The sequence below is a fragment of the Chimaeribacter coloradensis genome, from assembly GCF_002858715.1.
GTDB lineage: Bacteria > Pseudomonadota > Gammaproteobacteria > Enterobacterales > Enterobacteriaceae > Chimaeribacter > Chimaeribacter coloradensis.
The window spans coordinates 15,133-35,926 of record NZ_PJZH01000003.1; the positions used below are offsets into that span (position 1 = coordinate 15,133).

At 61.2% G+C, this 20,794-nt stretch carries 18 protein-coding genes; 5 read left to right on the forward strand and 13 right to left on the reverse strand.

Going from position 1 to position 20,794, the window contains the following annotated elements; genetic code table 11:
• Nucleotides 1-7: 7 nt before the first annotated feature.
• The gene (locus CYR32_RS04500; RefSeq protein ID WP_101823024.1) at nucleotides 8-1,066 is read right to left on the reverse strand and encodes a LacI family DNA-binding transcriptional regulator; all 1,059 of its coding nucleotides are present in this window, start codon (nucleotides 1,064-1,066) and stop codon (nucleotides 8-10) included.
• Between the two features lie 192 nt (nucleotides 1,067-1,258).
• Here CYR32_RS04500 and CYR32_RS04505 point away from each other — a divergent pair, with 192 nt between their 5' ends.
• From CYR32_RS04505 to CYR32_RS04525, 5 genes are all read left to right on the forward strand, one after another.
• Entirely contained in the window at nucleotides 1,259-2,413 is a 1,155-nt protein-coding gene (locus CYR32_RS04505; RefSeq protein WP_101823026.1) for a Gfo/Idh/MocA family protein, read from the forward strand.
• 90 nt (nucleotides 2,414-2,503) lie between these two features.
• On the forward strand, nucleotides 2,504-3,571 hold the full coding sequence (locus CYR32_RS04510; RefSeq protein WP_101823028.1) for a Gfo/Idh/MocA family protein: 1,068 nt from the start codon (nucleotides 2,504-2,506) through the stop codon (nucleotides 3,569-3,571).
• Nucleotides 3,572-3,582: 11 nt separating this feature from the next.
• Complete coding sequence (locus CYR32_RS04515; protein WP_101823030.1) at nucleotides 3,583-4,608, forward strand: Gfo/Idh/MocA family protein; 1,026 nt, start codon at nucleotides 3,583-3,585, stop codon at nucleotides 4,606-4,608.
• A gap of 131 nt (nucleotides 4,609-4,739) precedes the next feature.
• Nucleotides 4,740-6,287, forward strand: a complete 1,548-nt coding sequence (locus tag CYR32_RS04520; RefSeq protein ID WP_101823032.1) for an MFS transporter — start codon at nucleotides 4,740-4,742, stop codon at nucleotides 6,285-6,287.
• Between the two features lie 9 nt (nucleotides 6,288-6,296).
• On the forward strand, nucleotides 6,297-7,364 hold the full coding sequence (locus tag CYR32_RS04525) for a glycoside hydrolase 5 family protein (RefSeq protein ID WP_101823034.1): 1,068 nt from the start codon (nucleotides 6,297-6,299) through the stop codon (nucleotides 7,362-7,364).
• Between the two features lie 49 nt (nucleotides 7,365-7,413).
• On the opposite strand, the gene CYR32_RS04530 is transcribed toward CYR32_RS04525, so the two are convergent.
• The 12 genes from CYR32_RS04530 to CYR32_RS04585 form a co-directional block, all read right to left on the reverse strand.
• Nucleotides 7,414-8,175, reverse strand: a complete 762-nt coding sequence (locus CYR32_RS04530; RefSeq protein WP_101823036.1) for an amino acid ABC transporter ATP-binding protein — start codon at nucleotides 8,173-8,175, stop codon at nucleotides 7,414-7,416.
• A gap of 8 nt (nucleotides 8,176-8,183) precedes the next feature.
• Nucleotides 8,184-9,287: an amino acid ABC transporter permease gene (locus tag CYR32_RS04535; RefSeq protein WP_241523755.1), complete on the reverse strand. Its 1,104-nt coding sequence runs from the start codon at nucleotides 9,285-9,287 to the stop codon at nucleotides 8,184-8,186.
• 15 nt (nucleotides 9,288-9,302) lie between these two features.
• Entirely contained in the window at nucleotides 9,303-10,481 is a 1,179-nt protein-coding gene (locus CYR32_RS04540) for an amino acid ABC transporter permease (RefSeq protein ID WP_101823040.1), read from the reverse strand.
• A 90-nt stretch (nucleotides 10,482-10,571) separates the two neighbouring features.
• Nucleotides 10,572-11,597: an amino acid ABC transporter substrate-binding protein gene (locus tag CYR32_RS04545; protein ID WP_101823042.1), complete on the reverse strand. Its 1,026-nt coding sequence runs from the start codon at nucleotides 11,595-11,597 to the stop codon at nucleotides 10,572-10,574.
• A 474-nt stretch (nucleotides 11,598-12,071) separates the two neighbouring features.
• Nucleotides 12,072-12,992: a kdo(2)-lipid IV(A) palmitoleoyltransferase gene (lpxP, locus tag CYR32_RS04550; protein ID WP_101823044.1), complete on the reverse strand. Its 921-nt coding sequence runs from the start codon at nucleotides 12,990-12,992 to the stop codon at nucleotides 12,072-12,074.
• A 348-nt stretch (nucleotides 12,993-13,340) separates the two neighbouring features.
• A complete protein-coding gene (gene fis, locus CYR32_RS04555; RefSeq protein ID WP_000462905.1) occupies nucleotides 13,341-13,637 on the reverse strand; it encodes a DNA-binding transcriptional regulator Fis in 297 nt (98 codons plus the stop codon).
• Complete coding sequence (gene dusB / locus CYR32_RS04560) at nucleotides 13,619-14,623, reverse strand: tRNA dihydrouridine synthase DusB (protein ID WP_101823046.1); 1,005 nt, start codon at nucleotides 14,621-14,623, stop codon at nucleotides 13,619-13,621. Before dusB ends, fis begins: the two co-directional genes overlap by 19 nt.
• Nucleotides 14,624-15,000: 377 nt before the next feature.
• Nucleotides 15,001-15,798 carry a carbonic anhydrase gene (locus CYR32_RS04565; RefSeq protein WP_165698181.1) on the reverse strand — a complete coding sequence of 266 codons (798 nt, stop codon included), beginning with the start codon at nucleotides 15,796-15,798 and terminating at the stop codon, nucleotides 15,001-15,003.
• A gap of 191 nt (nucleotides 15,799-15,989) precedes the next feature.
• Nucleotides 15,990-16,871 (reverse strand): 50S ribosomal protein L11 methyltransferase, encoded by an 882-nt coding sequence (gene prmA / locus CYR32_RS04570; protein ID WP_101823048.1) that lies wholly within the window; start codon nucleotides 16,869-16,871, stop codon nucleotides 15,990-15,992.
• Nucleotides 16,872-16,886: 15 nt separating this feature from the next.
• Nucleotides 16,887-18,341: a sodium/pantothenate symporter gene (panF, locus tag CYR32_RS04575; protein ID WP_101823050.1), complete on the reverse strand. Its 1,455-nt coding sequence runs from the start codon at nucleotides 18,339-18,341 to the stop codon at nucleotides 16,887-16,889.
• On the reverse strand, nucleotides 18,331-18,576 hold the full coding sequence (locus CYR32_RS04580) for a YhdT family protein (protein ID WP_101823052.1): 246 nt from the start codon (nucleotides 18,574-18,576) through the stop codon (nucleotides 18,331-18,333). The genes panF and CYR32_RS04580 overlap by 11 nt, the downstream gene beginning before the upstream one ends.
• Before the next feature lie 154 nt (nucleotides 18,577-18,730).
• Entirely contained in the window at nucleotides 18,731-20,710 is a 1,980-nt protein-coding gene (locus tag CYR32_RS04585; protein WP_101823054.1) for a M60 family metallopeptidase, read from the reverse strand.
• Nucleotides 20,711-20,794 lie beyond the last annotated feature (84 nt).

Below are 20,794 nucleotides of genomic sequence, written 5' to 3' on the forward strand. Positions count from 1 at the left end.
GCGCCCGTTACTGACCCAGCGCCACGCGGGCCGCGTGGCGCGTGGCGTAGTTCACCGTCTCCCCCTCAATCACTCTCCCCTGCAATAACAGATGGCACACCGGCGCCTGCGGCCGGTTCAGCCGGTATTGCAGCAGGTGTACCGCCTCACTCCCCAGCTCACGGCAGGGCACCGCAATGCCGGTAACCGCCATGCCCGGGCCGTTTTCCAGGTGCCAGCGGAAATCGGTGGTGATCAGCGACATATCCTCCGGCACGCGCAACCGGCGGCGCGCCAGCACCCGCAACACGCCTGAGGCCATGCCCATGCAGCCGGGGAAAATCACCTCCGGCCAGCATGACACCGGGTGTGACGCCAGCCACGCCTCCAGCGCCTGTTCCGCCTCTTCTGCTGAAAAGCCCTCGGTGACAATCAGATCCTGTTGCGCATCAAAGGGCACATGGAAATGACGGTAGGCCTCCTGGATGCCGTGCAGCCGGGTGTAGAGGGTGTTGCGGCGCAGGCAGCTCAGGGAGAGGATGCGCCGGTGGCCGCGCCCGAAGACGTGGCGCACCGCGTTAAAGCCGATGGCGTAGTGGTCAGGCGAGATGGCGTCGAGGGCCATGTCGCGGTCCGTGGTATTGATCAGCACGCAGGGTTTATTCAGCGCCGCGGCCAGCCTGAAGATGGCGGCGTCATCGGTGCCGATGATGATTACCGCGTTGATCTGCTTGTTGCCCGCTTTGTCGAGAAAGGCTTCGATGTCCGCATGTTGCTCCTCCAGCCCGCAATAGCTGAGGCAGACGTTGTGCGCCGCCAGCGCCTCGGCGATGCCGCGCGTCACCTCGCGGTAGAAGAGGTCGCCACGCGGGTTGAAGGTGCGGCCCGGCGCAAACACCGCCACGTTGCCGAGCAGCAGCCGCCCGCCGGCCAGCGCATCCAGCACGCCGAGCTGGCGTGCGCAACGGAGGATCAGCTCGCGCGCCCGCTCGCTGGTGTAGGCTTTCCCCGCCAGCACGCGCGACACGGTGCTGACGGAGTAGCCCGTCAGGGCGGAAATTTTATCCATCTGTAGCTTGCCCGGCATAGGCGTGACCCCGCTCGCAATAAATTTCTGCAACTATTCTCAGAGAGAGTCTGCTGATTTATCAACCAAATCCCGGCCACCGGGCGGCCGGGATTCTGACCCTGGGATTCCTCTCACACATTCCGTTTGTGGCGCTTGCCCGGCTTCATTATGTTCCCGCTATCCCTTCACACAGTGGAATACAGGTGAGTTATGGAGAAGCTACGTTTCGGCATTATCGGCATCGGCAATATCGGCACGGTGCACGCCCGCTATCTGCTGGAGGGCGTCGTCCGCGATGCCTGCCTGGCCGCCGTCTGTGATAACGACCCGGCGAAACACCCGGCGATCCGGCAATTCGTGGGCGACGGCCTGCCATTGTTTAACGAGGCGGAGGCGATGCTCAGCAGCGGGCTGATCGACGCGGTGATCGTCGCCACGCCCCATTACGACCACCCGCGGCTGTCGATGCTCGCCATGCGCCACGGCATCCATACGCTGTGCGAGAAACCGGCCGGGGTCTATACCGCGCAGGTACAGGAGATGAACGCCTGCGCGCGCGAATGTGATGTGGTGTTCGGCATCATGTACAACCAGCGGCCCAACCCGCTCTACCAGAAAGTAAAAGCGCTGATTGCGCAGGGCGAGCTGGGCGAGATCCGCCGTTCTAACTGGATCATCACCAACTGGTACCGTTCGCAAAGCTACTACGACGCCGGGGGCTGGCGCGCCACCTGGAAAGGCGAGGGCGGCGGGGTGCTGCTCAACCAGGACCCGCACCAGCTCGACCTCTGGCAGTGGCTGGTGGGGATGCCGGTGCGGCTGCGCGCCTTCTGCCAGTTCGGCAAGTACCGGCAGATCGAGGTGGAGGATGAGGTCACCGCTTACGCCGAATACGCCAACGGCGCGACCGGGGTGTTTATCACCACCGTGGCGGAAACGCCCGGCACCAACCGGCTGGAGATCATCGGCGACCGCGGCAAAGTGGTGGTGGAGGAGGGGCGGCTGCGCTACTGGCGGCTGTGCGAGCCGGAACCGGCGTTCAACGCCCGCTGGCAGCACGGCTTCGGCGAGCCGGAGTGCTGGGAGGTCACGGTGCCGGTGGCCCCGCCTTACAGCGAGCACCATGTCATCACCGCCAACTTCTGCGCGGCGGTGCTGCGCGGCGAGCCGCTGATTGCGCCGGGGCCGGAGGGCATCCACGGCCTGACGCTCTCCAACGCCATGCACCTCTCCACCTGGACGGATGACTGGGTCTCGCTGCCGCTGAACGAGGCACACTATCTGCAGCTGTTGCAGGAGCGCATTGATGCCTCGGTGGCGAAACCCGCCGCCGGCCGCACGCTGGATGCCCGCGGCAGCTGGTGAGATCAGCGGGGCAGGCGGCCCGCGCGTGTATTCCGCCGCCCCCGCGGGCGGCACCCTGACAGGAAACGATCCGCAGAAAGGAGAGAGGTAATGAACCCTAATGACGGTATGCATTATGCACCGGTCGGCAAACCGGAACCGGTAGTGAAAGCCGGGGAGTTTGTGTTTGCCGCCGCCGCCCTCGACCACGGCCATATCTACGGCATGTGCAACGGCCTGCTGGAGGCGGGGGCCACGCTGAAATGGGTCTACGACCCAGACCCGGCGAAAGTGAATGCGTTTTTGAAACAGTACCCGCAGGCGCGGGCGGCGGCGTCGCTGGCGGAAATTCTGGCCGACAGCGAGGTCAGGCTGGTGGCCGGGGCAGCGATCCCCAGCCGGCGCTGCGCCCTGGGGCTGAAAGTCATGGCCGCAGGCAAAGACTACTTCACGGACAAAGCGCCGCTCACCAGCCTTGAGCAGCTCGCCGACGCCCAGGAAATGGTGGCGAAAACCGGGCGCAAATATGCGGTCTATTACAGTGAGCGGCTGCATGTGGAGAGCGCGGTGTTCGCCGGGCAACTGGTGCGGCAGGGGGCGATCGGCCAGGTGGTGCAGACGCTCGGCGTCGGGCCGCACCGCGAGGGGCAGGGCCGCCCCGGCTGGTTCTACGAGCGGCGCTATTTCGGCGGCATTTTGTGTGACATCGGCAGCCACCAGATCGAGCAGTTCCTGTTTTACACCGGCAACCGTGATGCCACCGTGGTCGCCAGCCAGGTGCGCAACGTCAGCCACCCGCAGTACCCGCAGTTTGAGGATTTCGGCGATGCCATGCTGCGCGGCGAAAACGGGGCCACCGGCTATTTCCGCTGTGACTGGTTCACCCCGGACGGGCTGCCGACCTGGGGCGACGGGCGGCTGACGCTGCTCGGCACTGAGGGCTATATCGAGATCCGCAAATACATCGACCTCACGCGCGGCGAGCAGGATGTGGTCTACCTGGTGAACCGGGCGGGTGAGTTCCGCTACCCGGTGGCCGGGCAGGTTGGTTTCCCCTATTTCGGCGCGCTGATCCTCGACTGCCTGCACCGCACCGAACACGCCATGACCCAGGCGCACGCCTTCAAGGCGGCGGAGCTGTGCGTGAAAGCGCAGATGCTGGCGAACGCAGGCCGCTAAAGGAGGCGCAGATGAACAGACTCAATGCCGCGATTGTGGGCGGCGGCGCAATCCACGTCTGCCACGCCGACGCGCTGCGGCAGGTGCCGGGCGCACGGCTGCAGGCGCTGGCGGAGATCGACAGCGGCACCGGGCAGGCGCTGGCACAGGCCTACGGCTGCCGCTTCTATCAGGATTACCACGCCCTGCTGCGGGATGATGAGATCGACGTGGTGCACATCTGTACGCCGCACCACCTGCACAAAGAGATGGTGATCGGGGCGCTGGCCGCCGGGAAGCATGTGTTTTGTGAAAAGCCGGTGGCGATGAACCGCCTCGAGGCGGCGGAGATCGCGGCGGCCGCGGCGCGCGCGCCGGGGCTGCTGGCGGTCTGCTACCAGAACCGGCTCAACCCTACCAGCCGCCAGATCCGGTGCGAGCTGGCGGGCGGCACGCTCGGCAAGATGCTCGGCATGAAGGCGGTGCTGACCTGGTCACGCGGCGGCGGCTACTACACCCGCAGCCCGTGGCGCGGCCGCTACGCCACCGAAGGCGGCAGCCTGCTGATCAACCAGGCGATCCACACGCTGGACCTGATGCAGTGGTTCGCCGGTGGGGTGACGCGGGTCAAAGGCGTGGTGGACAGCGGCGAGCTGGCGGCCGTCACTGAAGCGGAGGACAGCGCAATGGCGACACTGCATTTCCGCAACGGCGCGCGCGGCCTGTTTTACGCTAGCAACAGCTACACCACCGACGCCCCGCTGCTGCTGGAGATCCACTGTGAGGCGGGGATGCTGCAACTGCGGGACAACCAGCTCTGGCGCTGCTGCGCGGGCGGGCGCACCCATTTGATCAGCGACCCTTCGCCGGACGACGACGCCAAAGCCTATTGGGGGGCGGGCCATCTGGCGGCGATCCGCCAGTTTTACCAGACGCTGCACCACCCGACGGTTCCGGCGGACTATACCGCGGTGGATGAAGCCCAAAAATCACTGGCGATCGTGGAGGCGATATATCACTCCTCCCAGACCCGGCAATGGATAACAGTTAACCCGTAATTCATGCCTGACACTCTCTTTATAACTGACGCGAACTGTTTAATAAAAACGGGGTTACTCCTATTCCCTAAATAAATAATAACAGCCGGGTGCGCCCGGTATTTCCCTCTCTTACACACTGGACGATTATTATGGTCAAACCTACTGAACGCAGGGTCGGCTATGGCGTGGCGATCGGCTACGGCATTACTGACCTTTTCGGCGGCGGCGCTTTCGCCATTATTGGTACCTGGCTTCTCTTTTTCTACACCAGCTATTGCGGCCTGTCGGTGCTGGAGGCCGGCTCTATTTTCGCCATCGCCCGGGTCATTGATGCGGTATTAAGCCCGATTATGGGCTATATCACCGACAATTTCGGCAACACCTGGCTGGGGCGTAAATTTGGCCGCCGCCGCTTCTTTTTAATGCTCAGTTGCCCGTTGATGTTCTTATATGCGCTGCTGTGGCTCACCGACATGGGCTACTGGTATTATCTCGGCACTTATCTTTCGATTGAATTATTGTCGGCGATGGTGCTGGTGCCGTGGGAGACGCTGGCGGCGGAGATGACCCACCGCTACGAGGAGCGCAGCCGCCTGTCGGGCATGCGGATGATCTGCTCGCAGCTCGGCGGCTTTCTGGCGGTCTCGGTGCCGGGCCTGATTATGCAGTTCACCGGCAAAGATAACCCCTTCACCTATACCCTGACCGGCCTGATCTTTTCCTGCGTCTTCTGCATCGCGGTGTTTATTACCTGGCGCTGCACCTGGGAAGCGAAAGATATTGAACAGGAGAGTGACTTTAAAGCGGAAGTGCAGCGCAGCAGCGGGATGCTGAACCATTTAAAATACCTGGTGCAGGATCTTTTTTCCTCTTTCCGCATCCGTGCCTTCCGGCTGCATATTATTATCTACATCTTCTCGTTTACCGCGATGGATGTTTTCGGCGCTGTTTTTACCTATTACGTGGTCTATTGCCTGAGCCAGGATGCGGTGGCGGTCTCCGGCTGGTTAAGCATTGCGGCCTTTGCCTCGGTGCCCGGCACGTACGGCTTTATTCTGCTGCTGAACCGGTGGCATTTTACCCCGTCTGCCGCGCTGCGGCTCTCTTATGGCTGTATATTCAGCGTGCTGCTTTTCCTGTTTTTTGTCTATTACGGCCGGATTCAGGTGCCCGGCCTGGTTTTTTCCGCCGTCTTTGTATTATTGGGCGCGGCGCGCGCCGGGCTTTATTATATTCCGTGGAATATCTACAGCTTTATTCCCGATATTGATGAGATCGTCACCCAGCAGCGCCGTGAGGGCATTTTCGCCGGGGTCATGGTGCTGACCCGCAAAAGCACGGTGGCGGTCGCCATTCTGATTATCGGCATGGTGCTGGAGCAGGCCGGGTTCGTGAAAGGCAGCGGCACGCAGCCGGAGGGGGCATTGCAGGCGATTATCGGCCTGATGATTTTCGCCACCGGCGCGCTGCTGGCAGTGAGCTTCTACACCACCTATCCCTTCAAACTCACGCGGGAGACCCACCAGCTGCTGCTGAATGAAATCGCCCGGCGCAAACAGGGCGGCGACTGCCGCGACTGCGATGAGCCGACGCGGGTGGTGATCCGCCAGCTCACCGGTTATGAGTATGACGAGGTGTGGGGCGGCGAGGCGACGCGCCGCATTGTCGGCACGGTGACGCTCTCCGGCGCGAAATAGGGGGCAGCGATGTATACGCAATGGCCCGCGGAACAGGCGCGCGAGTGGTACCAACAGCAGCGCTGGGGCTGCGGCTTTAACTACCTGCCGCGCACGGCGGTGAACTGGCTGGAGATGTGGCAGGCGGAGAGCTTCGACCTGCTGACCATTGAGCAGGAGCTGCGCTGGGCGAGCCGCTACGGCTACAACCAGTTGCGCACCAACCTGCCGTTTACTGTCTGGCAGGCTGACCGCAACGGCCTGCTGAACCGCATCGACCGCTTTCTGGCAGTGGCTGACGCCTGCGGTTTTCAGGTGATGCTGACGCTGCTCGACGACTGCGCCTTCTCCGGGGATGAGCCGGTCACCGGGCGGCAGAAAGCGCCGCGCCCGGGGGTGCATAACAGCCAGGCCGCCGGCAGCCCCGGCCGGGCGAAGGTGCTCGACCCGGGCATCTGGCCGCAGATCAAAGCCTATGTGCAGGATGTTATCGGCTGCTTTGGCCGGGATGCGCGCGTCACGGTATGGGACCTCTACAACGAGCCGGGCAACGGCGGCATCTTCTGCGGCGTAAACCAGTACGCCGAGTATGACGACCGGCTGGCGATCTACGCCTTGTCGCTGATGATTGAGGTGTTCCGCTGGGCGCGGCAAGCCGTTCCCCGCCAGCCGCTGACGGTGGCCGCCTGGCACCTCCCCGACCGGCAGGCGTGCCATCAGGCGTTCCGTCACCCGATCGACGTCGCCGCGCTGCATTTGTCCGACGTGGTCAGCTACCACGCCTATGTGGATACGCCGGGGCAGGTGGCGCTTCTGGCGCGGCTGGCCGCCTTCCAGCGCCCGGTGCTCTGCACCGAGTGGCTGGCGCGCCACGTCGGCAGCGTGATGGAGGAGCAGTTGCCGCTGTTCCGGGCGCAAGGAGTCGCCTGTTACCACTGGGGGCTGGTGCAGGGCAAAACCCAGACCTGGCTGCCGTGGCCGGGCATCCCGCCGGATGACACCCCCGCCGGGCTGTGGTTCCACGATGTGCTGACGCCGGACGGCCAGCCCTTCAGCGAGCGGGAGATGGCGCTGGTAACACGGCTGAACCGGATGTGAAACCGCTGCGCCGGGCGGGTACCCGGCGCAGCGGTTCAGGGGATAAACATCAGTGGATCACCTGGGAGAGGAATTCGCGGGTGCGCTCCGATTTCGGGTGTGAGAAGAACTCCTGCGGCGGGGCCTGTTCGACGATTTCGCCGCGGTCCATAAAGATCACCCGGTCGGCCACGGTGCGGGCGAAGCCCATCTCGTGGGTGACGCAGAGCATGGTCATGCCGTCCTGCGCGAGGCCGATCATGGTGTCCAGCACCTCTTTCACCATCTCCGGGTCGAGCGCCGAGGTCGGTTCGTCAAACAGCATGATTTTCGGCTTCATGCAGAGCGAGCGGGCGATCGCCACGCGCTGCTGCTGGCCGCCGGAGATCTGCCCCGGGTATTTGTGCGCGTGCTCGGCAATCCTTACCCGCTTCAGGTAGTGCATCGCCAGCTCGTCCGCCTCTTTCTTCGGCATCTTGCGCACCCAGGTCGGGGCCAGCGTGCAGTTCTGCAACACCGTCAGGTGCGGGAAGAGGTTAAAGTGCTGGAACACCATGCCGACTTCGGTGCGCACTTTCTCAATGTTGCGCAAATCGTCATTCAGCTCGATGCCGTCCACCACGATGCGCCCCTGCTGGTGCTCCTCCAGGTGGTTGATGCAGCGGATGGTCGTGGACTTGCCCGACCCTGACGGGCCGCACAGCACAATGCGCTCGCCCTGTTTTACGTTGAGGTTGATGTCTTTAAGCACGTGGAACTGTCCGTACCACTTATTGACCGCTTCCAGCGTAATCATCATCTGTTTATCGTCTGTAACCCGATGGTCGCTCATGGTGTACCTCAGTGGTTGGAACGTCCGGTGTGAAAGCGCCTTTCCAGATGCTGGCTATAGCGCGACATGCTGAAACAGAAAACCCAATAGACCAGCGCGGCGAAGACGTAGCCCTCGGTGGACATCCCCAGCCACATCGGGTCAACGGTGGCCTGCTGCACACTGCTGAACAGGTCAAACAGGCCGATAATGATCACCAGGCTGGTGTCTTTGAACAGCGCGATAATGGTGTTCACCAGCCCCGGGATCACCATCTTCAGCGCCTGCGGCAAAATCACCAGCCCCTGCGTCTTCCAGTAGCCCAGCGCCAGGGACTCCGCCGCCTCGTACTGGCCTTTCGGCAGCGCCTGAAGGCCGCCGCGCACCACTTCCGCCACGTAAGCGGACTGGAACAGAATCACTCCGACCAGCGCCCGCAGCAGTTTGTCGATGCTGGTGCCCTCCGGCAGGAACAGCGGCAGCATCACCGAGGACATAAACAGCACGGTGATCAGCGGCACGCCGCGCCAGAACTCGATAAAGCAGATCGACAGAATACGCACCACCGGCAGGCGGGAGCGCCGCCCCAGCGCCAGCAGGATGCCGAGCGGCAGCGCCCCGGCAATGCCGATGGAGGCGATGATCAGCGTCAGCGTCAGACCGCCCCACTGGCGGGTCTCGACGCGCGGCAGGCCGAGGAAGCCGCCATACATCAGCCACCAGGTGAAGAGCGGGTAGACCACCGCCCAGCAGGCGATGTAACGCCCGCGCCGCGGCATCCCGCGCCAGAACATCAGGCCGACAGTGATCAGGCCCACCACCAGTGCGAGGTTGATGCGCCAGCGCTGGTCTGTGGGGTAGAGGCCATACATAAACTGGCCGAAGCGGGCGTGGATAAACACCCAGCAGGCACCGTCTTTGGTGCAGTCGGCGCGCGTGGTGCCGATCCAGTTGGCCTGGAACACCGCCCACTCCAGCAGCGGCGGGATAATCAGCCACAGCAACCAGAGGCAAAGCAGCGTCAGCAGGCTGTTGAACACACTGGAAAACAGGTTGCGGCGCGCCCAGCGCACCGCCCGGCCTACCGGGCCGGAAGGCGGTGCCGCGCTGCGTGATGGCGGGGGTAACGTCATGGTCATGGAAGCCTCTCAGCGCTCGACCAGCGCGATGCGCCGGTTGTAAACGTTCATCAGAAACGAGATCAGCAGGCTGATGATCAGGTAGACCGACATGGTCATGGCGATGGTCTCAATCGCCTGGCCGGTCTGGTTCAGCACTGTCCCGGCAAACAGGGACACCATGTCCGGGTAGCCGATGGCCGCCGCCAGCGAGGAGTTTTTCACCACGTTGAGGTACTGGCTGGTGAGCGGCGGGATGATCACCCGCAGCGCCTGCGGCAGTACCACCTGGCGCAGCGTCACCGGGTTCGGCAGCCCCAGCGACCGCGCCGCCTCATGCTGGCCGCCCGGCACCGACTGGATGCCGGAACGGATCACTTCGGCGATAAACGCCGAGGTATAGACCGACAGCGCCACGGTGAGCGCCGCCAGTTCCGGGATCAGCACCATGCCGCCGCGGAAGTTGAAGCCGCGCAGGGCGGGCAGATCCCAGTGCAGCGCCGCCCCGGACAGCATATGCGCCAGCAGCGGCAGGCCAACGATCAGCAGCAGCGCCCAGGGCCAGATGCGCCACACCCGGCCGGTGTGGATCTGGCGGAAGTGGTTGTAGCGGGCGAGGGCGGCAATCATTCCCACCGCCAGCAGCAGGGCAACGGCCCCGGCCAGCGCGCCTTCGCCCAGCTGGGGCGACGGCAGGTAGAGGCCGCGGTTGCTCATAAAGATCACGCCGAAGGCGTCAAGGCTCTGGCGCGGGCCGGGCAGGTTGCGCAACACCGCGAAATACCAGAAGAAGATTTGCAGCAACGGCGGGATATTGCGGAAGGTCTCGACATAGATCGTCGAGAGCTTGCGGATCAGCCAGTTGTCCGAGAGCCGCCCGAGGCCGACCACAAAGCCGAGCAGCGAGGCGAACACAATGCAGAGCACCGACACCAGCAGGGTATTGAGCAGCCCGACCACAAACAAACGGCCATAGGTGTCGCCCTGCTCGTAGTCGATCAGGTGCTGGATGACGCCGAACCCGGCGCTGTTATTCAGGAAGGCAAACCCCGAGGTGATGCCGCGGGTGGAGAGGTTAACAATCGTGTTGTGCAGCAGGTAGCCGCCACAGGCGAGCAGCAACGCTACCGCGATAATCTGGTAAATCCAGGCGCGTACCGCTGGGTTGGTCAGCGAGAGGCCGCCTTTTCCGGTTGGGCGTTGCGACATAACAGGAACCTCAGAGTGGGCGGTAAAGCCGGGGCTGGCGGTTAACAGGAAGAAACGCTCCGGCGGGGGTGCCGCCGGAGCCGGGCCGGGTTAACGTACCGTCGGCGCGTACTGGATGCCGCCCTGGTTCCAGAGGGCATTGAGGCCGCGTTTGATTTTCAGCTCGCTGCCCATGCCGACGTTGCGCTCAAACACTTCGCCGTAGTTGCCGACCTGCTTGACGATCTTCACCGCCCAGTCGTTCGGCAGCTTCAGGTCTTTGCCGTAGTTGCCCTCTTTGCCGAGCAGGTGTGCCATGTCCGGGGTTTTCGGGTTGGCGGCCAGCTGGTCCACGTTGGCAGAGGTCACGCCCATCTCTTCGGCGTTCAGCATGGCGAACAGCGTCCAGCGCACGATGGCCAGCCAGTCTTCATCACCGCGGCGTACCACGGGCCCCAGCGGCTCTTTGGAGATCACTTCCGGCAGCACGATGAACTCTTCCGGCTTGCCGAGTTTGATGCGCAACGCATAGAGCTGGGACTGGTCAGACGCCAGGGTGTCGCAGCGGCCGGAGTCCAGCGCTTTGGCGCTTTCGTCGGAGCGGTCAAAGGTCACCGGGGTGAACTGCATGTTGTTGGCTTTGAAGAAGTCCGCCACGTTCAGCTCGGTGTCGGTGCCTGCCTGTAAGCAGACGGTGGCACCGTCCAGCTCTTTAGCGCTTTTCAGGCCCGCTTTCTGGTGGGTCAGGAAGCCGATGCCGTCATAGTAGTTGACCCCGGCGAAGATCATGCCCATGCCGCCGTCGCGGGAGGAGGTCCAGGTGGTGTTGCGTGACAGGATGTCCACTTCGCCCGATTGCAGCGCGGTGAAGCGCTCTTTGGCGGTCAGCGGGGTGTATTTTACTTTGTTGGCATCACCAAAGACCGCCGCGGCCACGCCCCGGCAGAGATCCACGTCCAGCCCGGAGAATTTGCCGCTGGAATCGGCATAAGAGAAGCCCGGCAGGCCGTCACTGATGCCACACTGGATAAAGCCTTTTTTCTGCACGGCGTCGAGGGTGGCGCCGGCCTGCGCCTGGTGGGTCACGGTAATCAAGGAAGCAGCAGCAAGTAATGTCGAAAGCATCATCTTCTTCATAAAGCGTCCTGTGTGGCAAAGTCGGTGGGTTTTCATTATCGGCACACCCTGGTGCACCTTTTCTGTTCAGGGGCAAAAGCCCTGACAGGGTATTAGCAAAGGCAGTGCCAACTTTGAAAAAGCTTATGAATCAACGGCAGGAAAGCGGGAAAGGCAAATGATTCCCCGCAGTATGAAAGCTATAGCACCAAAAAGGTGCAGGCGCGCTTTTTTTGCCGCGTTCTGGCGCAAAAAGATGCATTCTGTGCCGCAGCTCACATCTTTAAGGTTAAAAAGCTTTTTAATCAAATGGTTAATTATCACCCTTCACGGGGATAACTTGTAAGAAATGCTTTGCCGGGCAATGGTTTTAAGCGTGATTATATGGCTCAGAATCAAAAAGGCGGGAAAGGCGGGCAAAAAGCGCGTTGGGCGCAGAGGTGGGGGCAAAGGCAGGATAAAAAAATCCCGGCCTGGGGCCGGGAGGGGCGTGTATCAGTAGAGCGACGGCGTGCCGGCGGGGCGGGTCTTGAAGCGGCGGTGCAGCCACATATATTGATCCGGCGCGCGCATGATCTCGCGTTCGACAATCCGGTTCATGTAGGCGGCGGCACTCAGTTCGTCATCCAGCGGGTAGTCCTGCAATGCCGGTTGGATCAGCAGTTCATAGCCGCGGCCATCTTCCCGGCGCACCAGCACCACCGGCACCAGCGCCGGTTTGGCCAGCCGGGCCAGCATAAAGGTGCCGCTGGTGGTGGCAGCCTGATCCACCGCAAACAGCGGGGCAAACACGCTGCCGCGCGGGCCGTAGTCCTGATCCGGCGCGAACCACACCGCTTCACCCCGTTTCAGGGCGTGCACCATGCCGCGCAGGTCTTTGCGGTCGAGCATCGCTTTGTTGGAGCGCATCCGGCCCCAGGTCTGGACCACTTCCATCGCTTTGTTATTGTGCGGGCGGTACATCGCCATCATCGGCTGGCAGAGGCCCATCGCGCGGCCGCCCAGCTCCAGGGACATAAAGTGGATGCCGATCACCAGCACGCCGCGCTGGTCCTGTTGTGCCATTTTCAGGTTATGCAGGCCGTTGACGTCAAACCAGCGTCTGACACGGCGGTCAGGCCAGAACCAGGCCATGCCGGTTTCAATCAGGCCCATCCCTAAGGATTCGAAATTGCTCACCACTTTGCGCTCCAGCAGGCACGGGTCCATGCCGGGGAAGCAGAGCTCAAGGTTACGGCGGGTAATAGAGACACGGCGCTTTAAAAAGCGCATTGAGGTGCGGCCCAGCCAGATCCCGAGGCGGTAGAGCACCGGGTAGGGCAGTTGCACCAGCAGGAACAGCACACCCAGCCCAAACCAGGTCAGCCAGTAACGGGGGTGCAGCAGGGCGCGGGTAAATCGTTGCGGTTTGATCATTAAGACAACTCATCCAGGCATTCAAGGGGGGCGTAACGCCTATCGAGCAGGCTCATCAGCGGTACGGGGGTGTAGACACTGTGAGGGGGCAATCGTTTAGAAAAATGCCTGAAATCACACAATCTTTACACAAAAGCGGAGATCGCGAGGTAAACCGGAAAGGGGTGTTTAGCGGGCGAGGCGACTTTCGGCGCGGAGTATATCACGGCGTGTTGTAAAGTTATCGCGGGCGGAATGAATAAAAAACGGGCGGCAGAAAATGCCTGAAAAGCGGGATCGCAGCCGATAAAAAAGGCGCTAATCCATGCCGATTAACGCCTTAGTCAACAGACAATTAACTGATCGGAATCAGTTCATGCCATATTTTTTCAATTTTTTGCGCAGCGTACCACGGTTGATACCCATCATCAGGGCAGCACGGGTCTGGTTGCCACGGGTGTATTGCATCACCATGTCCAACAGTGGCTGTTCAACTTCAGCCAATACCAGCTCATACAGGTCATTAACATCCTGACCGTTCAGTTGAGCAAAATAGTTCTTCAGTGCTTGTTTAACCGAGTCACGCAGGGGCTTTTGGGTCACTTGATCCTGAGAGTTTACGGTAGAAACGGTCAGTACGTCAGAATTCACGCGTTGTTCGAACATAGTTCTGTCAGCTCTTTTTTTACGCTAAGATTTTCGAAATATGCTTCCAACGCCTCCAGCTGTTCGCTGGCATCCTCTATAGCGTTGAAGGAGCGCCGAAACTGGTCATTTGGGGCATTCTCCTGGATATACCAGGATACGTGCTTACGAGCGATGCGGAATCCCTTGCCTGGACCATAAAAGCCGTGCAATTCCCGTACATGCTCAATCAACAAGCGCTTCACCTCACCGAGTGGCATGGGTGGAAGCAGCTCCCCTGTGTCCAGATAATGCTGGATTTCCCGGAAGATCCAGGGTCTCCCCTGAGCCGCGCGGCCTATCATCAGGGCATCAGCCCCCGTATAGTCGAGCACAGCCCTGGCTTTATGCGGGTCAGTAATGTCGCCATTCGCGATAACCGGAATGGAAACAGTCTGCTTAACTGTCCGAATGCTGTCGTACTCCGCGTTGCCGTTAAACAGGCAGGCACGGGTTCGGCCATGAATGGTCAGGGCCTGAATACCACAATCTTCAGCCAGTTGGGCAATTTCTACACAGTTACGATGTTCTGGTGCCCAACCAGTGCGAATTTTCAGCGTCACCGGCACGTCCACCGCGTTAACCACGGCGTGAAGGATCTGTTTCACCAGATCGGGGTACTGCAATAACGCAGAGCCTGCCAGTTTGCGGTTCACTTTCTTGGCCGGGCAACCCATATTGATATCGATGATTTGGGCACCATTTGCCACATTGATTCTGGCGGCCGCCGCCATATCCTCCGGGTCGCAGCCGGCAATCTGCACGGCCCGGATCCCGGGTTCATCTTCATGCACCATGCGCAAGCGCGATTTATCCGTCCGCCACACTTCCGGGTTGGAAGAGAGCATCTCAGAGACCGCCATCCCCGCGCCCATCGCGTGACATAACGCACGAAACGGCCGGTCGGTGACACCGGCCATCGGGGCGGCTATCAGGCAATTTGTTAGTTGGTGGTGTCCAATGCGCATAGACAAAATTTTGACCATACTGTGTCCGCAAGGGCGCGTATATTACGCATTTTTACGGCGATATGAAAGGCCAAACTTTGAACAATCCGCACGGGATTACCCGGAAAAGGTGACGGCTGTCACTTTCTTAAAAAATTTATCCATTAATAACAATAAGATAACTTTTATCGGTTAACAAATAACCACAAAAATAATCCCTATAACGCAGCATTTTATCTGCAAAAGCAGCAGAATCCGCCGTTATTGTAAGCGGGCGCAGGCAGGTTATCAGAAGATTACGTCGGGGTGCGGTTAAAGAATAACCAATGTAAGCGAAGCGGGGCACGGCAAAACGTGCGGTTTACCGGCCTGTGGATCACAGGCCGGAGAAAAGTGCCTTACTGAACCACCACGCGGCCATGCAGCGGCTGCACCGGGCGGTTATTGGCGTGGTGCATCAGCTGGACGAACTGGGACAACTGCGCCTGGGAGAGGGTCAGCGGCTTTTTCATCACCAGCCAGCGCACCCCTTCGGTGCAGGGCGGGGTGGTCAGGGAGCCGGAGAAGCGGTAGTGGGTGAGTGACGCCGGCAGCAGGGCGTTGAGATCCACTTTCTGGCTGAGCACCACCGGCTTATCCACCTGTTGCGGCAGGTTCTGCCACAGGGAGGCCAGCGCCGGGTTGGCCGCGCCGAGTTTGAACATGACCGCCACCACGGCTACTTCGCCGTTGGCATCGGCGTGCACCAGGTGCATCTCCAGCGGGAAGGATTTGCCCTTGATGGTGTTTTCGCTCGGCGCATGGAAGTGGAACTGTTGCAGGGTAAAGGTTTCGCCATCCAGCGTGATGGTATTGCCCGGCGGCACGTTGACCTGCACGGTGTGGCCGTTGTTGACGATGCTGTTCGGCGCAAGGCTGTATTTTACCTTCAGCGGGCGCGGGTGGGCGGTCAGGGCGTCATGGATGTCGATAGGCGACTGGTTGCGGCCCATTTCACACAGGTGGAAATCGCTGGAGAGGGCACCCCAGTGGGCGGGCGCGCCTTCGCCTTCATAGCCCCAGTGGGGGTGGGCATCAGCGACAGGGGCAGCCGCCGTGGTGTGATCAGCGGTAGCCGCATGGTCAGCCGTGGGTTCGGCAGCCACAGCGGGCAGGGCGGCCAGCAGCGAGGCGGCCAAAAACAGGGCGTGTTTCATCTCTTTCTCTCAGTCAGTGTCAGGGCGCGAAAATAAACCAGCCGGAAGCTCACCGGCGGATGCGGCGCGCAGAGTACACCTGCTTTTTCTGAGGAAAAGGGCAAATTGTGGCATTTCGGCCACCCGGAGGTGGCCGATTGTGCTGTGTATTCTCTATACAGCGAAGATATTAATTGTCTATTAACAGGATGTTAACGGCGGACGCCGGTGATGCGGCACCACTCCTCTTTCTCCGCCACCGGGTCGAGTTCGAACAGATCCCGGTAGGCTTCAGAGACGCTTTCCGCCTGGGTGGCGAGCACGCCGGAGAGGCCGAGGTGGCCGCCCTGCTTCGGCAGGCAGCCGATCAGCGGTGCCAGTTCGCGCAGCGGGCCGGCGAGGATGTTTGCCACCACCACATCGGCGCTGAGGTCAGCGGGCTGATCCTGCGGCAGGAACAGTTCCAGCCGCTCAGAGACGCCGTTGCGCTGGGCGTTGTCGCGGCTGGCCTGGATCGCCTGCGGATCGATGTCGATGCCGATGGCGCGCGCCGCGCCCAGCTTCAGCGCCGCAATGGCCAGGATGCCGGAGCCGCAGCCGAAGTCGATCACGGTTTTGCCCGCGAGATCCAGCCCGTCGAGCCACTGGAGGCAGAGCGCGGTGGTCGGGTGGGTGCCGGTGCCGAACGCCAGGCCCGGGTCGAGCATCACGTTAACGGCGTCCGGGTCCGGCACATCGCGCCAGCTTGGGCAGATCCAGAGCCGCTCGCCGAAACGCATCGGGTGGAAGTTATCCATCCATTCGCGCTCCCAGTCTTTGTCTTCCAGCTGCTCAATACGGTGAAGGAAGCCCGCGCCCAGCAGCGGTGACTGCTCCAGGATCGCGACCACCTCTTTCATGTCGGTTTCTGCGTCATACAGGCCGATGACGTCGGTGTCGCCCCAGAGGCGGGTTTCGCCCGGCAGCGGCTCAAACACCGGCGTGTCGTGGGTGTCCTGGAAGGTCACGGAGACCGCGCCGCTTTCAATCAGGGCATCGCCCAGGCTCTCCGCATCACTGCCGCGGGTGTTAATTTTCAGTTGAATCCAAGGCATGGCACTTCTCTTCTTTTATGATTGTGGCCCGGCTGCCGGCAGCGTGCTTACCGCTGCCTTACCGAACCGGTTACCGATAGTAAACGCTAGCAGGCTGAGCAGCAGCGACGGAATAATAGGGTGTAACCCGGCAATATGCAGATCAAGGCTTGCCAGCAGCGTGTAGCTGAGCGCCCCGGCTACCATTGAGCTTAGCGCACCGGTGGCGTTAGCCCGCTCCCAATAGAGGCCGAGCACCAGCGGCCAGAGGAACACCGCCTCCAGCCCGCCAAAGGCCAGCAGGTTAAGCCAGATGATCATCTGCGGCGGGTGCCAGGCGGCCAGCAGCACCAGCAGCCCCAGCACTAGGGTGGCGAGGCTGGTCATGCGCGTCAGGCGCTTTTCATGCTTCAGCGCTTCCGGCCGGGCGTTCAGGTAGAGATCCTTCACGATGGTCGCGGAGGACTGTAACAGCTGCGCATTGATGGTGGACATGATCGCCGCCATCGGCGCGGCCAGGAAGATCCCGGCGGCAAACGGCGGCAGCACCGCGATCATCAGCGTCGGGATCACCTGATCCGGAATGGTCAGATCCGGCAGGATCGCCCGCCCCAGCGCGCCCGCCAGGTGCATCCCCAGCATCAGCACCGCCACCACCACGGTGCCGAGCACGATGCCGCGATGCACCGCTTTGCTGTCACGGTAAGCGATGCAGCGCACCGCCGTGTGCGGCAGGCCGATCACCCCGAAGCAGACCAGCACCCAGAACGAGGCCATAAACGGCAGGCTGAGAATATCATCCCCGCCCTGCGGCGACACCAGCTTCGGGTCGATCTGCTGGAGTTTGCCCACGGCCGCGGGCAGCCCACCGGCGGCATGCACCACCGCCACCAGCAGCAGCACGGTGCCGAGCAGCATCACCAGCCCCTGCATCGCATCGTTCAGCACGCTGGCGCGGAAGCCGCCAAACGCGGTGTAGAGCGCGATGCTGATGCCGAAGATCAGCAGCCCGGTGTCGTAGGGAATGCCGGCCGCCGTCTCCAACAGGCGCGCGCCGCCGATGAACTGCACCGTCATCGCGCCGAGGAACGCCACCAGCAAACTGAAACTGGCGAGCCACACCAGCAGACGGCTCTGGTAGCGGGCGTAGAGCATGTCATTGAGCGTCACCGCGTTATAGCGGCGCGCCAGGATCGCGAACTTCTTACCCAGCACCCCCAATGAGAGCCAGACCGCCGGGAGCTGAATCATCGACAGCAACACCCAGCCGAGGCCATATTTATACGCCGCGCCGGGGCCGCCGATAAAGGAGCTGGCGCTGATGTAGGTGGCGGTCAGGGTCATCGCCAGCACAAAGCCGCCCATTGAGCGGTTGCCGAGGAAATATTCGGTGAGGAAGTTGCCTTTCTGGCGGCGGCGGTAGGCGATCACTGACAGCCCGAACACCAGCAGCAGATAACCGATCAGCGGCAGCAGCACATCAGTTTGCATGGTCGCGCTCCTCAAGCGGCATGTCGCGGAACACCACGCGCACCATCAGCCAGCAGAGCAGAATAAACAGCAGCGGCACCAGCAGGCAGGCCATCTCAAACCAGTGGGGCAGGCCGGTGATGCCCGGCGCATTGCCCGGCAGGTAAGCCGCCAGCACCCAGGCCAGCAGGTAGGCCACCGTCAGGCCGAGTGCCCAGCGCGCCTCCCGGTGGGCCTGAATAAATCGCGTATCCATAGCGTTTCCAAGTGAGTAAAGATGGGGGGATTGTACGGATTGCGCGGGGGTAGCCCAAAGATTTTCTGCGGCACCCGCTGTGGGGCGCCGCAGAAGTGAAGACCAACAGGGAAGGTTGAACTGAATCGGGAGACCCTGCGGCAGCCGGCTCCGTTTATTTACTGATGGTCAGCGGGATATTCACATTGGCTGACCAGACCGGGTTTTTCCATTGCGCAGCGATTAACGGCAGGGTGCCGTTGTACTCACCGCCTGGCAGGTGGGTATTATCTTCCGGGTGGTAACTCACTGACAGATAAATGCTGGGATCGGATGAGCCGCAGACAACAGCCGCGTTCACCGCCCGGCCTGCGCAGCCGCCCATTGACCGGGTGCCGCGCAGTGTTACGTTGTACGCCCGGTTTTGCGTGTCCACTACCTGGGTATGCAACCGGGTATCCCTGTCCCCTGTCCAGACCAGCGAGCGCGGGCCGACCTTATCGGAATTGGTGATAAAGGCGATGCCTTTGCTGCCCAGGTTATCCTTAATCACCAGCTTCGCGGTGGTCGGCGTGCTGCCGGTGTGGGTCAATGTCGTTTCATAGGTGGCGACCGGCTGGGCAGGCTGCGGCAGCTTCATGGCGGCGATCTGCTCACGCGCTTCAGCGCTGTAAGAGAGCGTCCAGAGGTCGAAGAACTCACGCAGGTCATAGCCGCTCAGGCGGCTGGCATTGACGGCGAACCAGTCAATTTTCTCCTGATTCTCATCCAGCATCGCTTTGTTTGCCCCCCGGTTATAGAGGTCGCGGTAGGCTTTGCCCAGTGCCGGGTAGAGATCCGGGTAACTCGCCAGCAACTGCCCGAACATATTTAAACGGCGTGACAGATCGCGATCGGTCGCAATATCCCAGCGCTGGCCCGCTTTAATCACGCTGCCGACCGCCTGCTGATCCCAGCTGAAGCCGAGTTCCGGGGCTTTTTTATGGCACTCATTCAGCGCGGCATAACCCCACTCTTTATAGCAGGCCGCCAGGGAATAGAGGTTAACCGTGACCTCAGTCAGCCCACCCCATGACCAGCCCATCTGGTAATGATGGCCATATTCATGCCAGCTGGCCCAGTTGCCGATATTTGGGATCGTCTTATACCGGCCGATCGCCACACGCCCGGCACCGCCGCCTGCCCAGCAGCAGGCGTCATAGCTCACCATAAACAGTGAGCGCGGCGGCTGATGCAGATCAGACGAGCCATCCAGCCCGTTCACCTTGTCATAGTTGATGGTGCGCGTCAGGTTTTCGCGCAGGGTTTTCAGGATGTTGGTGTCGGTTGAGCGGGCGAGCCTTTCCTGGCTGGCGACGTAGCGGCTGCGGCCATCAAAGAAGATGCCATAACCGCTCGGCATGGTTTGCTGAGTGAAGTCCACCCAGTCACGCTGGCTGTTGGCACCGAAAATAAACAGCGGATGGCGCTGCGAGCCGCCCTGCAGGATCTGCACCGGGACATAGGTATCCAGGTTTTTCATGTGCTTGTTGGTGTCTTTGCAACCCAGTAGCAGGATGCCGTCGTGAGGCAGCACATAGGTGGTGGTGCCGTTAGCCTTCAGCTCGGACTGATTGCTGGTAGGGCGCAGCAGGCCCAGGTCACCGTCCATCGCGGCATAACAGATGACGCCCGCCGGGACTTCCCCAGTTTTAATGGTAATCGCTTCACCGGCTTTGCCGTATTCACGCGTCAGGAAGAAGTTATTGCGATCCTGAACCGTAGTGCGGCCGCCCATCACGCTATTGCTTTCGGCCACCGGGAGATTGTAGTGGTCAGGGCTATGGGCCGGGTAAGTCTCCAGGGTACGTTTCAGCCAGAATAACGGGTCATTCGGGTTTTTCGCGCGCGCTTCCATCTCTCTGGAATTGTGCCCCATCTCCTCGATGGTCAAACCGAACTGGGCGATCGCTTCTTTAAACCCCTCGGAGGTTTGATAACCCGACCACCAGGCATCACCGATAAAAAAACTGCCTTCCGTGGGAAGATCATCCGGGAGCGTCGGCCCGACCGGGGTAGGGTTGATAATAAACGAGCCGGGCTCTGCCATCGCCGTGCCTGCACTGAACAATAACGCAACGGCCAGCGCGACCTGACTTAATTTATAACATTTCATTTATTATTCCTTAATAGAAAAATCCAATATTGTGATGATGTGTTATTAAACGCGATGCAGGCGTGCATGATAGGGGATTTAATA

What these genes read in the sequence shown, in the direction of transcription:
- CYR32_RS04500 (WP_101823024.1), bottom strand. Translation starts at nt 1,066, where the DNA reads ATGCCGGGCAAGCTACAGATGGATAAAATTTCCGCCCTGACGGGCTAC.
- CYR32_RS04505 (WP_101823026.1), top strand. Translation starts at nt 1,259, where the DNA reads ATGGAGAAGCTACGTTTCGGCATTATCGGCATCGGCAATATCGGCACG.
- CYR32_RS04510 (WP_101823028.1), top strand. Translation starts at nt 2,504, where the DNA reads ATGAACCCTAATGACGGTATGCATTATGCACCGGTCGGCAAACCGGAA.
- CYR32_RS04515 (WP_101823030.1), top strand. Translation starts at nt 3,583, where the DNA reads ATGAACAGACTCAATGCCGCGATTGTGGGCGGCGGCGCAATCCACGTC.
- CYR32_RS04520 (WP_101823032.1), top strand. Translation starts at nt 4,740, where the DNA reads ATGGTCAAACCTACTGAACGCAGGGTCGGCTATGGCGTGGCGATCGGC.
- CYR32_RS04525 (WP_101823034.1), top strand. Translation starts at nt 6,297, where the DNA reads ATGTATACGCAATGGCCCGCGGAACAGGCGCGCGAGTGGTACCAACAG.
- CYR32_RS04530 (WP_101823036.1), bottom strand. Translation starts at nt 8,175, where the DNA reads ATGAGCGACCATCGGGTTACAGACGATAAACAGATGATGATTACGCTG.
- CYR32_RS04535 (WP_241523755.1), bottom strand. Translation starts at nt 9,287, where the DNA reads ATGACGTTACCCCCGCCATCACGCAGCGCGGCACCGCCTTCCGGCCCG.
- CYR32_RS04540 (WP_101823040.1), bottom strand. Translation starts at nt 10,481, where the DNA reads ATGTCGCAACGCCCAACCGGAAAAGGCGGCCTCTCGCTGACCAACCCA.
- CYR32_RS04545 (WP_101823042.1), bottom strand. Translation starts at nt 11,597, where the DNA reads ATGAAGAAGATGATGCTTTCGACATTACTTGCTGCTGCTTCCTTGATT.
- lpxP (WP_101823044.1), bottom strand. Translation starts at nt 12,992, where the DNA reads ATGATCAAACCGCAACGATTTACCCGCGCCCTGCTGCACCCCCGTTAC.
- fis (WP_000462905.1), bottom strand. Translation starts at nt 13,637, where the DNA reads ATGTTCGAACAACGCGTGAATTCTGACGTACTGACCGTTTCTACCGTA.
- dusB (WP_101823046.1), bottom strand. Translation starts at nt 14,623, where the DNA reads ATGCGCATTGGACACCACCAACTAACAAATTGCCTGATAGCCGCCCCG.
- CYR32_RS04565 (WP_165698181.1), bottom strand. Translation starts at nt 15,798, where the DNA reads ATGAAACACGCCCTGTTTTTGGCCGCCTCGCTGCTGGCCGCCCTGCCC.
- prmA (WP_101823048.1), bottom strand. Translation starts at nt 16,871, where the DNA reads ATGCCTTGGATTCAACTGAAAATTAACACCCGCGGCAGTGATGCGGAG.
- panF (WP_101823050.1), bottom strand. Translation starts at nt 18,341, where the DNA reads ATGCAAACTGATGTGCTGCTGCCGCTGATCGGTTATCTGCTGCTGGTG.
- CYR32_RS04580 (WP_101823052.1), bottom strand. Translation starts at nt 18,576, where the DNA reads ATGGATACGCGATTTATTCAGGCCCACCGGGAGGCGCGCTGGGCACTC.
- CYR32_RS04585 (WP_101823054.1), bottom strand. Translation starts at nt 20,710, where the DNA reads ATGAAATGTTATAAATTAAGTCAGGTCGCGCTGGCCGTTGCGTTATTG.